This is a genomic window from uncultured Bacteroides sp. (assembly GCF_937912035.1).
Lineage (GTDB): Bacteria > Bacteroidota > Bacteroidia > Bacteroidales > Bacteroidaceae > Phocaeicola.
Window position 1 is genome coordinate 47,232 of sequence record NZ_CALDPF010000040.1, and the last position, 11,995, is coordinate 59,226.

The following is an 11,995-nucleotide window of genomic DNA, read 5'->3' on the forward strand; positions in this document are numbered from 1 at the left end:
GAATGACAGAGAGTTTTTTGTTTGTAGGCAGTGTTTATTCGCCGGTTTTTATTACTATTTCTTTTTCTTCCTGATCAGTATCTACGGATATACGGCATCCTTCGCTTAATTCCGTTTCTACCAGATATTCGGCCAGTTTATCTTCTATATTGTTCTGAATGGCTCTCTTGATAGGGCGGGCACCATACTGAGTGTCTTCACCCTTTCTGGCTATCAGGTTTTTGGCTCTTTCTGTTATCGAAATATTGTAACCAAGATTGCTGATTCTGCCTAACAGTCCGTTGAGTTCTATTTCCGTTATTTTGACCAAATCATCATGGTTAAGCTGTTTGAATGGAATTATGTCGTCCAGACGGTTGATAAACTCAGGGGCAAAAGTCTTTTCGAGCGCTTTTCTGATTATGTCGTTAGAATGTTCTTCGTCATCTTTACGTGAGATAGCATTGAAGCCTATTCCTTTGCCGAATTCTTTCAGCTGTCGGCTTCCCACGTTCGATGTCATTATTATTACAGTATTCTTGAAATCTACTGTTCGGCCTGTGCTGTCGGTCAGTCTTCCTTCGTCCATTATCTGTAGAAGGAAGTTGAACACGTCGTGATGGGCTTTTTCTATTTCATCCAGTAGTACGATTGAATAAGGCTTGCGTCTTACTTTTTCTGTAAGTTGTCCACCCTCATCATATCCGATATATCCCGGAGGTGCTCCAACCATTCTCGATACTGCATATTTTTCCATATATTCGCTCATGTCAATACGGATGAGCGAGTCTTTAGAACCGAAAAGCTCTTCGCCTAAAATTTTTGCAAGATGGGTTTTACCTACTCCAGTAGGACCTGTAAACAAGAATGTGCCAATAGGCTTATTCGGGTCTTTCAGTCCCACACGACTGCGTTTAATAGCCTTCACGAGTTTCTCTACAGCATCGTTCTGTCCGATAACTTTTGAAGTAAGGGCCTCTTGCATTTGTTTTAGCTTGTTAGCCTCTGTACTACCCACTTTTTTTAATGGAACACCAGACATCAACGATACTATTTCTTCGATGTTCTCTTTGCTTACAGTTTCACGGTTCTGTCTGGATCTCTCGTATACTTCCTTTTTTATTATTTCCAATTGGTTCTGAAGCATCTTTTCTTTGTCCCTTAGGCCTGCTGCCAATTCATAGTTCTGAAGTTTGATGGCTTCATTCTTATGTTCGTTGGTCTCTTTTATCAGTCTTTCCTGCTCTTCAATTTCTTTAGGAACAGAAACGTTCATCAGATGAATTCTAGAACCAGCTTCGTCTATGGCATCAATAGCCTTATCTGGGAAAAATCTGTCTGTAATGTATCTGTCTGTCAATTCTACACATGTCTTAATCGCCTCGTCTGTGTATCTCACGTTGTGGTAATCCTCATACTGTTCTTTTATATTCATGAGAATTTGCAGAGTTTCTTCCTTAGTAGTAGGCTCTACGTTGACTTTCTGGAATCTTCTTTCCAGAGCACCGTCTTTTTCGATTGATTTTCTGTATTCGTCCAGTGTTGTGGCTCCGATACATTGCAGTTCACCCCTTGCCAACGATGGTTTTAATATATTTGCTGCGTCCATTGAACCGGCTGCCGAGCCGGCGCCGATTATTGTGTGTATCTCATCAATGAAAAGAATAACATTTTTATTACTTTTTGCTTCATTGATGATCTTTGTTATTCTTTCTTCGAATTCGCCACGGTATTTTGTTCCTGCCACAACAGATGTCAGGTCAAGCATTATTATAATCTTGTCAAACAGTATTCTTGGTACTTTCTTTTCTGCTATTCTTGTGGCAAGCCCCTCTACAATAGCTGATTTTCCTACACCTGGCTCACCTATCAGAACAGGGTTGTTCTTCTTTCTACGGCACAGAATTTGAGTTACACGTTCTATTTCTTTTTCGCGTCCTACAACCTTATCTAACTTGCCGTTTAATGCAGCCTGAGTCAGGTCTATGCCGAATTTGTTCAGGAAGGGAAGCTTGTTGTCGCCATTGTCGGTCTTTTCTTTTTGTGTCTGAGAAATATTTTCGCTGTTCCCTCTTGAAAAATTACCAAAGTTGCCTGAGCCTTTGTTCCAGTCACGACGTTCTATTCCGTCATCTTCCTCTTCGCTTTCGTCGAAACTAAGCCCTGAAGAAGGGACAGAATCTGAATCTCCGGAAATTCTGCCTATTATTTTTTCGTAAGTAATATTGTTTTGCATCAATATTTGTGCTGCGTTATTTTTTTCTTCTTTCATGATTCCCAATAAAATGTGTTCTGAACCTATCTCGTCTTTATTATGTAGTTTTGATTCCAGCAGGCATAATCTTAAAATTCTTGTTGATTTATCATCGAAATATAAATCCTTTAGTTCCACTTTCGTAAGTTCTATTTCATTCAGATCATTCCTGATAGCTTCTTCAAGCTCTGCTCTGATTTTTTTTAAATCTGCATAAAGACTTTTTATTATTGTATTTGCATGGCAGTCATCGTGCCTGATGATTCCTAATAGGATGTGTTCAGGCATAATGCATGGGGCGTCTGTTCTGGCAGCCTCTTCCTTGCTGTAAATAATGACGTTTGTAGCTTCTTTCGTATATGAAATTTTATTCATCTCTTTATGTTTGCTCTCTTCTGTGTGATAAATAAAAAATGTATAGTTTTAGTGTTCTGCCGCATAATATTTGGCAAATATATCATTTTATAATTCAACCAACAAATTCTATGCCATTATTTAAGTACTGAAATATTGTCTTGTTTTATCCTCATTTGAGTAAAAAAGTTTAATCTTGTACACATTTTCACGTAAAAAGTTTCGTATATCGTCTAAAAGTAGTACTTTAGCATGGTTTTTCGTAAACCGAAAGAGATGTATAATTAATATTTGTTTAAATGCAAGAACAAGACAGAATTATAAAAATTAACATCGAAGAGGAAATGAAGTCGTCGTACATCGATTACTCTATGTCGGTAATCGTGGCGCGCGCCCTCCCTGATGTAAGAGATGGTTTCAAACCTGTACATCGCCGTATTCTCTACGGAATGATGAAAGCGGGTAATATCTCTTCCAGACCTTATAGAAAATCGGCAAAAACAGTAGGTGATGTTTTGGGTAATTACCACCCTCATGGTGACTCTTCAGTGTACGGAGCATTGGTTCGTATGGCACAGGATTGGGCCATGAGATATCCACTGGTTGATGGACAAGGAAACTTTGGTTCTATAGACGGTGACAGTCCTGCGGCAATGCGTTATACAGAGGCCAGATTGAAGAAAATTGGCGAAGATATGATGCAGGACATTGAAAAGGAAACGGTAGATTATCAGAATACATACGATGATTCGGATGTAGAACCTACAGTGCTGCCAACACGTGTCCCTAACTTGCTGGTGAATGGAGCATCTGGTATTGCTGTTGGTATGGCTACCAATATGGCTCCACATAATTTGGCTGAAGTTATTGATGGTTGTATCGCATATATTGATAATAATGATATTGATGTAGATGGTCTGATGCAATATGTCAAGGCTCCTGATTTCCCTACAGGCGGTTATATATATGGTGTAAGTGGAGTAAGAGACGCTTATCAGACAGGTCGTGGACGTGTAGTGATGCGTGCGAAGACTGAAATCGAAACTCACACCAATCATGACAAGATTATCGTAAACGAAATCCCTTATAACGTAAACAAGAAAGAACTTATCGAGCATATCGCATCACTTGTAAACGAGAAGAAGATTGAGGGTATATCATACGTGAACGATGAGTCTGACCGTGATGGTATGCGTATAGTTATAGACGTGAAACGTGATGCCAATGCAAGTGTAGTTTTGAACAAACTGTTTAAGATGACTGCTCTTCAGTCTTCTTTCGGTGTGAACAATATTGCTCTTGTCAAGGGACGTCCTCGTCTTCTTAATCTTAAAGACCTGATAAGACTGTTCGTTGAACACAGACACGAGGTGGTTATCCGCCGTACACAATACGATTTGCGTAAGGCGCAGGAACGTGCACATATTCTTGAAGGACTTATCATCGCTTCGGACAATATTGATGAGGTTATCAGAATAATACGTGCGGCAAAAACTCCTAACGAGGCTGTAACTAACTTGATGACTCGTTTTGAACTCAGCGAAATTCAGGCTCGCGCTATCGTAGAAATGCGTCTTCGTCAGTTGACCGGACTTTTGCAGGAACAGCTTCATGCCGAATATGAAGAGATAATGAAGCAGATTGCTTATTATCAGGAAATCCTTTCAAACGATGAACTTTGTATGAAAGTCATCAAGGACGAATTGATAGAAGTTAAGGAAAAGTACGGTGACAAGCGTCGTTCAGAAATAGTTTATGCTTCGGAAGAATTCAATCCGGAAGATTTCTATGCTGACGAACAGATGGTAATCACTATATCTCATCTGGGATATATCAAACGTACTCCATTGGCTGACTTCCATGCTCAGAACAGAGGCGGTGTAGGCTCTAAGGGTAGTGAAACACGTGACGAGGACTTCATCGAACATATCTATCCGGCTACAATGCACAATACTATGCTGTTCTTTACACAGAAAGGTAAGTGCTACTGGCTTAAGGTTTATGAAATTCCTGAAGGAAACAAGACATCAAAGGGACGTGCCATCCAGAATCTTTTGAATATAGATGCTGATGATGCAGTAACAGCTTATTTGCGTGTCAAGAACCTTAATGACAAGGAATTCATCAACAGCCATTACGTATTGTTCTGCACTAAGCAGGGTGTAATCAAGAAAACACTTCTTGAACAGTACTCACGTCCACGTCAGAACGGTGTAAATGCTATTACTATCCGTGAAGACGACAGAGTGATAGAAGTACGTATGACTAACGGCAATAATGAAATTGTTATAGCCAACCGCAACGGACGTGCTATACGTTTCCACGAGAGTGCTGTACGCGAAATGGGACGTACTGCTACCGGTGTACGTGGTATTACTCTTGATGAGGACGGAAAGGATGAAGTTATAGGAATGATTTGCATTAAGGACCCTGAAAAGGAAACTATCATGGTGGTTTCTGAAAACGGTTATGGTAAACGTTCTGACATTGAGGATTACCGCAAGACAAACCGTGGTGGTAAGGGTGTCAAGACATTGAACATTACCGAGAAAACCGGCTCACTTGTTGCAATCAAATCTGTGACTGATGAAAATGACCTGATGATTATAAACAAATCGGGTATAACAATCCGTGTGAAGGTTTCAGATTTCCGTATTATGGGACGTGCTACTCAGGGCGTAAAACTTATAGACCTTGAAAAACGTAATGACAGTATCGGTTCTGTATGTAAGGTTACATCTCAGGCTGAGGAAGAGGCTGTCGAGGGTAGTGCTTCACAGGAAGGTGAAATGGATAATAATACAAATGAACCCCAAGAAGATAATAATCAAAACAATTGACTTACTAAAATTTAAAACATTATGAAAAAAGTATTACTAACTGCTGCTGTGTTGTTTACTACATGCGCAGTATCAGCACAGACTAGTGTTGTTAAAGAAGCAAAGTCGGCTAAGAGTGATCCTGTAAAGGCTGCTCAGATCATTGAACCAGCATTGAGTGATCCAACAACTGCTAACGATCCTGAAACATGGAAGCTTGCCGGAGATTTTCAGAAATCAATTTATGATGATGAAAATATGAAACTTTACCTTCCAGGAGGAAAAGCTGATACTACAAAGTTGTATAACAGCTTGGCTAAAATGTTCGAATATTACATGAAATGTGATGAGGTAGAGCAGGCTAAGGTTGCAAGCGGTGAACTGAAGAAACCAAAACTGAGAAAGAAATTGGCTAAGACATTGGTTGCTGTACGTCCTAACTTGACAAATGCAGGTTCTGATGCATATAATACAGGTAAGTATGATGCAGCTTTGAAGTTCTTCGGACTTTATTGCGATGCTGTAACTGCACCTATATTCTCAGAAACTGAAGAAGTTAAGAACGATACACTTGTTCCTCTTATTGCAAACTATGCTACATTGGCAGCAAATTCATTGAAAAACAATGAAGCTGTTATCAAGTATGCAGAAATGGGTAAGAACCACAAGGAAGAAGGTTATAGAGCTTTGATGTGTCTTGCAGAAGTTTACAAGTCAGATGAGGCTAAAGATTCTGTAAAATGGCTTGCTACTATTAAGGAAGGTGTAGAAAAATTCCCTACTCAGGAATATTTCGTTGGTAACCTTATGGATAACTATATTCAGAAAGGTCAGGTAAAAGAAGCTTTGGCTGAAATTGACGGTATCATCGCTAATAACCCTTCTGCATATTTCATGTATGTAAAAGGTGTTCTTCAGTATGAAAACAAAGATTACGAAGGAGCATTGGTTACATTGCAGAAGATTGTTGACAAGAACGACGGTTTCGTAGCTGAAGCATATTCTAAAATGGGTGACTGCTACTTCTTCCCAGGTCAGGATGTAGAAGAAGCTAACTCTAAGTTGGCTATGGACGATCCTAAATATGCTGAAGGCGAAGCTAAGATTAAAGATCTTTATGCAAAGGCATTGCCTTACTATGAAAAGGCAAAAGAATTGGCTCCTGATAACAAGGCTTTGTGGGGTCAGTATATGTTGAGAATCTACTGGAAGCTTAACAGAGCTGAGTATGAATCTCTTGAAAAAGAACTTGGATATTAATCTTATAGTTTGATAAAAATAAAAAATCCTGATCTGTATTTCAGATCAGGATTTTTTATTTTAGAACTTGAAACTGATACTTCCGTATGGCAGACAGTTTTTTGACAGATGAACCGAATAGAAGTCTACTATATCTTCTTCGGGAGGATTTCCAAGCAGATTGTAAAGACCGCATCTTACAAGCAGTAACTTGTCACCGAAATCTTTCTTGAATGTATATCCTACGTCAATTCTGTAGTTGAATTCTCCACGTTTTTGTCTGAATCCAATCTCTTTGTCGCTTTCAAACCAGTTGTCGGATGTCTTGATTCTTCCCGATTTTGTTATACAACCTACCGACAGGCTTGACGACTTGCTTATCTTGTATGACAAGGCTCCGGCTCCATAATGTGGCATATCATACAAAGAAGGAAGTTTGCCCAGACTCTTGTATTCATCGAACCATTCCCGGCTTCGTGAATAAGTATATGACAGTTGCATAGTCCATTTTCTGTACATATAGTAGAGGAACATTTTAATTCCGTAACTGTCTCCCTTACCCACCATTATATAGTTGTTCCAGTTATCGTTTTCTACTATTGCATCCGGTTTCAGGGCTACGATATTCCGTCTTGTTTTATAATATGCCGATGTCTCTAATTTTCCTCTGTCGCTGTCGAAATTCTTTTTCCAGCCAATCTCATAATGTTCCGATGAACGCGGCTTGAATCCTTCAATGCTCGGCATTCTGAAATCTGTCGGTAGAGAAATACCATTGAAACTGATGTAATGATAGAACTGCTCCATTTTAGAGAAATTCAGGTATATCAGGTCATTCTTGCCAGGTGTGAAGTTCAATGCAAAGCGAGGCTGTATGCTGTAATAATCTCGGAAGTTTACAGGATTGTATGCAATGAAATGTACTCCTACACGTGTTGTAAGATTATTCGTCACTCTGATATAATTGTCGTAGTACAGAGAATACTGGTTAATTGCCTCATTCTGCTTCTTGATGTTCTTGCCGAAAGCTGTCATCTCATACATCTCGTGCGAATACTTGAATCCCCAACGGGTAGAGTAAATGTTTTCCGGACTGTAAGTAAATTCAGTATTGAAATTTATTGTCTTTATTCCGTTACTTATTTCATTGTTTCCTGTATTATTTTCAGTTTCATGAGGTGAAGTCTCATTATTCCAATCGTCATTCCAATTGTCCTCCCAACCGCTGTCAGGGTCCATATCATCTTCAAAGTCGTCACCCAAACCAAAACCCAGTACATCGGCGTTTGCACGGCTCATGTGTGAGGAATAGTAAGCGGAGGTAGTATTACCAAGTTTTCCCCACATTCCGTTATAAGTGGCCTTGTATATCTGGTTGTTCCATTTCACTACAGGTATGGCTTCTTCTGTGTATAGTGGAAATCTGAACTCATCGAATGTATTATATGCAAAGAACTTTAAGGAACTGTTTCCCGACATATAGTATGACAGTTTTGCCGTATAGTCGAACGAGTAGTGGTTCAGTCTGTTTTCCTCCGATAAAAGTTCGTCGAAGAAATCCATCCAGCTTCTTCTTACACTCACCAGATACGACAGCTTGTTTTTTATTATTGGCCCTTCCAGTGTAAGTGATGCGGCAGGCATGTCGATAGAGAAAGTACGTGTATGCCTGTTCTTGTTTCCGTCTTTAAGATTGAATTCCGTAACCGATGAAAGTCCGCCTTCCAGACGGGTAGGGAAGAAGCCCTTGTGGAAGACAATATTCTTTATCACGTCGCCATTGAACTGTGGAAGCAGAGCGTTAATATGCCCCGGATGAAACACGGGAACCCCGTCAAGAAGTATTATGTTCTCGTCATAACTGCCGCCATCTACCATAAAGTTGTTTCCCGTAGGAGTGCCTGTTACCCCGGGCAGAATCCATATTTGAGAAAACAGGTCGTTGCCGCTGAATGACAGCATCCCTGATGGAGTTATCTCTGCCAGCTCAGCATCATTTCTGATAGACCTGACAGTAACTTCGTCAACCTCGAACAGAGCCGGTTTGAGATTCATGTCCAGTCTTTTTCTGCTATACAGATGCAGAGGTGTAGAGAATTTCTCATATCCCATATAGCTTATTTCAATGGTATATTCCCCTTCTGTAAGGTTCAGACGGTAGTTGCCGTTCTCGTCGCTTGTCGAGTAAAGCTTCTTGCCCTCCGGATCTGACGCCATAATGATTGCTCCGTACAGTTTTTCGGATGTTGATTCGTCGGCTATCGTTCCGCTTACAGAAAATTCCCTTTTGGCATCAATGCGTATCGCGATTTTCCTCCCGGGCATTTCCGTTATGCTGTATCTGTAGTCTTTAAGAATAATCTCCAACAGTTGGGCTACAGACATTGTGGCAGACTGTCTCACTGTGCAGTTCTTTTCCATGTCTATAGCCTGGTTGAACGAAATCGATATTCCCTTTTGTTTCTCGATATAGCTGAACCATTGAAGCACAGAAGCCGATGAGGCTCTAACGAAGAGAACCTCATCGGTCAGTTTATTTTTGTTTGATGAAAAAAAGTTTTCCTTGATATCTCCTGCCGCTGTGTCAGCCGCTGTTCCCGTCACAGACGTTTCCCTGTTTGGAAAAGCATCTCCGGCATGAGCCATTGCCGACAGCAGTAGCAGGACTTTCATTGATTGATGTATCATCCGGCTATAAATGCTAGGTTAATATAATCGGTAATGCTTTCCGGCCTCCAGAATTTCGTATTTGCAGCTGCACAGGAAAGCCAGTTCTACTATTATTGACTCCGTATCGGCAGTGTCAATTCTGCTGGTTATCTTGTTATTCCGGAGTTCCTTGCTTACCTCAATTTTCACTCCCGTGGTCTGTTCTATCTTTTCCACCACTTCCATTATTCCAGCATTCTCGAACGACAGGACTTTAGGCTTCTCTTCGAACACCTCATACGGATTCTCTATCTTACCTGTCTTTAGAGTCTTGTTGTCAAGTTCGGCCTTCTGGTTGGCTTTGATTATAACCTTGCTGTTTTCCGATTCTACGCTTACCACACCGGTCTTTACATATACGCTTGAGCTTTCAGCTTTAGTAGCATCAACCAGAAACGATGTTCCCAGCACTTCCACCATAAGGTTTTCTGACTGTACTCTGAAAGCCCTTCCGTGCATCTTCCTTACATTGAAGAAAGCCTTTCCATTTAGAGCTACCTCTCTTGCCGAGTTCATACCTCCCGTTCTGTAGCTCACGTTTGCATTAGGATATAGAGTCACCGACGAACTGTCCGGCAGATAAATCATCATCTTTTCTGCAGTGTTGTTGGCAAACAGCTGTTCTTTGTTGTTATCCCTGTTGCTCATAAAGAATGAGATTGATATTACCACTATTACAAGGACCGAAGCTGCTGCATAGAAAACCGACATGCCCAATGACTTCTTCTTGTTCTTGTTTATTGAGATACTCATTGCCGGTTTCTTTGCCGATGTCTTGTCTATATGCTCTTCTATTCTGGTCCATGCTTTTGTAGTTCCGAATTCGGGAGCCTTCTTTGGCGATATAAGTTTTACCAGCCTGTTGTATTCGTCGGCATGCGTAGCTATCCATTCCTGAATATCATTCTTTTCCGAGTCCGACATTACCTCGCCTGTGATATATTTAGCCAGTAATTCGTTGATATATTCTTCTGTATGTTTCATCTCTAAATGTTGTTTGAAATGATTGATATGATTAATGTGATAATAACCGCGATAGTGAACGAACATGTGGCTGCAAATTCTCTGAGCAGTTTGATGGCTTTACCCATCTGATTTTCCACAGTCTTTTCCGATAATGACAGCAACTCTGCAATTTCCTTGTATTTCATTCCTTTAAGCTTTGAAAGCAGGAAAATTTCCTTACATTTTGGCGGAAGTACAGCCAGAGCCTCCGATAAAAGTTCCTCAGGTGATTTCCTGTCAGTGTCCAGTGTATCCTCATCAGGAAGGTGTGCCCCGGCAGATGGAGCGTCTTCTATCGAAACCGTGTAAGAGCATTTTTTTCTGAGGAATGAGATACAGGCGTTTTTTACAGCTGTAGTGATGTATGCCGCAAATTCCTTATCCGGCAGGGCATCCTTGCCCTTGTCCCATATATTTATGAACAGTTCCTGAACTATGTCTTCCGAATCGTCAGCATCGGAAACATATTCGTATGCTATGCTGCATAGCCTTGGGTAGTGTTCGTTAAATCTGGACTTGAAGATTTCTTTTCTGTCGGTATTCATTATTCGTTTGATTAGTTTTTGTGGTTATTACTCAGGTACATATATTTGATAGCATTTTTACAAATATACTGTTTTCGTACCTAAATAACAATTATTGGCATATATTTTATGTGATTCGCTATGTCGTTCTCTACGTTACATTGTAATGATATGATGTGTCTAAACAGTGTCTCAGTCATTAATACGTTCATATTGACTTAAACGCGCTCATGATAACTTCTCCACACGGCCGTGTGGAGTGCTTGACACGTTCGTGTGGAGATCTCGACACGCCCGTGTGGAGTACTCGACACGTTCGTGTGGAGATAAATGTTTCAGCTCGATATTTTCTAATTTGTATCATCATTTTATAAATAAATCAGGTAATTAATACTTTTTTCCTTTGTTGCTTTCACTTCAATAACGCAGATTTATGTAAAAACCCCTATGTGGGAAGATAAAATAATAATGAGAAAAGGGTAGCATTGAATCATCAAAGCTACCCTTCAGTATAAATGTCAAAAATTATGTATAACGCTAATTTACTGCCCAGTCGCTAATTGTGCCGGATTCAGAAGAGAATGATGCACCGATCTTATATACTTTGCGGCTGTCTGTTGCATATTCACGCGCATATCCTTTTTCTTCTATCTGCTGAAGTGCTTCTTCTGCAGTACCGTCCAGTTTGAACTCAAAGATATATACGTAGTCCGATGTTTCCACTATGCAGTCCACACGTCCCTGGCTCTGAACCTTCTCGGCATAAACAGTATAAACACTCACCAGACGCATAATGAGATAGAAAGTATATTGGAAATACCGTTCACGCTCCACCTCGTTTTCCTTGCGGCGCATTGTGTAAGGTATTCCGGAGAGGAAAGAAGTGAACAGCTCGCGTACCTGCTCCACTTCTCCTTTGCGAAGTGCTACAACAAGACTTCTTATCCACCCTCCGGTTTCTTCAGTAGGTTCCAGGTATGATGAAGCCACCATTGTAAGGAATCCCCCCTTAACCTCATTGTTCGGGAAATCAAGAAGGAAGGTATTGAAATCTCTGTCGTAAGCCTTTATTGTAAGATATCCGCTTTGATATATCATAGGCAAAGGGCGTT

Annotated in this window: 7 protein-coding genes; 2 read left to right on the forward strand and 5 right to left on the reverse strand. The window is 40.4% G+C overall.

Annotation, left to right across the window (positions count from 1 at the left end):
* Positions 1-34: 34 nt before the first annotated feature.
* Positions 35-2,608, reverse strand: coding sequence for an ATP-dependent Clp protease ATP-binding subunit (locus Q0486_RS12120; RefSeq protein WP_299233679.1), 2,574 nt, complete (start codon positions 2,606-2,608; stop codon positions 35-37).
* Positions 2,609-2,886: 278 nt separating this feature from the next.
* Here Q0486_RS12120 and gyrA point away from each other — a divergent pair, with 278 nt between their 5' ends.
* Entirely contained in the window at positions 2,887-5,427 is a 2,541-nt protein-coding gene (gene gyrA / locus Q0486_RS12125; protein WP_299233682.1) for a DNA gyrase subunit A, read from the forward strand.
* A gap of 21 nt (positions 5,428-5,448) precedes the next feature.
* The gene (locus tag Q0486_RS12130) at positions 5,449-6,666 is read left to right on the forward strand and encodes a hypothetical protein (protein WP_299233685.1); all 1,218 of its coding nucleotides are present in this window, start codon (positions 5,449-5,451) and stop codon (positions 6,664-6,666) included.
* A gap of 60 nt (positions 6,667-6,726) precedes the next feature.
* On the opposite strand, the gene Q0486_RS12135 is transcribed toward Q0486_RS12130, so the two are convergent.
* From Q0486_RS12135 to Q0486_RS12150, 4 genes are all read right to left on the reverse strand, one after another.
* Complete coding sequence (locus tag Q0486_RS12135; RefSeq protein ID WP_299233688.1) at positions 6,727-9,318, reverse strand: TonB-dependent receptor; 2,592 nt, start codon at positions 9,316-9,318, stop codon at positions 6,727-6,729.
* A gap of 33 nt (positions 9,319-9,351) precedes the next feature.
* Positions 9,352-10,338: a FecR family protein gene (locus tag Q0486_RS12140; RefSeq protein WP_299233698.1), complete on the reverse strand. Its 987-nt coding sequence runs from the start codon at positions 10,336-10,338 to the stop codon at positions 9,352-9,354.
* Positions 10,339-10,340: 2 nt separating this feature from the next.
* On the reverse strand, positions 10,341-10,904 hold the full coding sequence (locus Q0486_RS12145; RefSeq protein ID WP_299233700.1) for an RNA polymerase sigma-70 factor: 564 nt from the start codon (positions 10,902-10,904) through the stop codon (positions 10,341-10,343).
* Positions 10,905-11,420: 516 nt separating this feature from the next.
* Positions 11,421-11,995, reverse strand: a 575-nt coding sequence (locus Q0486_RS12150; protein ID WP_299233702.1) for a PD-(D/E)XK nuclease domain-containing protein, incomplete at its 5' end; no start/stop codon positions are given.

What these genes read in the sequence shown, in the direction of transcription:
- Q0486_RS12120 (WP_299233679.1), bottom strand. Translation starts at nt 2,608, where the DNA reads ATGAATAAAATTTCATATACGAAAGAAGCTACAAACGTCATTATTTAC.
- gyrA (WP_299233682.1), top strand. Translation starts at nt 2,887, where the DNA reads ATGCAAGAACAAGACAGAATTATAAAAATTAACATCGAAGAGGAAATG.
- Q0486_RS12130 (WP_299233685.1), top strand. Translation starts at nt 5,449, where the DNA reads ATGAAAAAAGTATTACTAACTGCTGCTGTGTTGTTTACTACATGCGCA.
- Q0486_RS12135 (WP_299233688.1), bottom strand. Translation starts at nt 9,318, where the DNA reads ATGAAAGTCCTGCTACTGCTGTCGGCAATGGCTCATGCCGGAGATGCT.
- Q0486_RS12140 (WP_299233698.1), bottom strand. Translation starts at nt 10,338, where the DNA reads ATGAAACATACAGAAGAATATATCAACGAATTACTGGCTAAATATATC.
- Q0486_RS12145 (WP_299233700.1), bottom strand. Translation starts at nt 10,904, where the DNA reads ATGAATACCGACAGAAAAGAAATCTTCAAGTCCAGATTTAACGAACAC.